Raw genomic sequence first — 240 nt, forward strand, 5'->3', positions numbered from 1 at the left:
TCCCAGCGCAAAGGCCGGATTGCCGAACACGTACTGGTAGCCGATCAGGTACATCTGGGTTGGCTCCACGGCACGTGCCATCGGCACTTCATGCTGGATGGCGAGGAATGCCAGCAGCGTGCCGCCCAGCATCTTGGCCCCGCCCAGCAGGATCCAGCCGGGTCCGGCCAGCAGCAGGGCGCTCCACCAGCGGCCGCGATTGGCGGCGGTCTTCTGCGGCAGGAAGCGCAGGAAGTCGAC

General features: G+C 67.1%; 1 protein-coding gene. It reads right to left on the reverse strand.

Annotation, left to right across the window (positions count from 1 at the left end; all coding sequences use genetic code 11):
- Positions 1 to 240 (reverse strand): hypothetical protein (locus tag ACZ3HH_RS31085; RefSeq protein ID WP_465810567.1); only part of this gene is annotated, 240 nt, incomplete at both ends.

This window comes from Pseudomonas sp. PME37.24/025 (assembly GCF_055556615.1).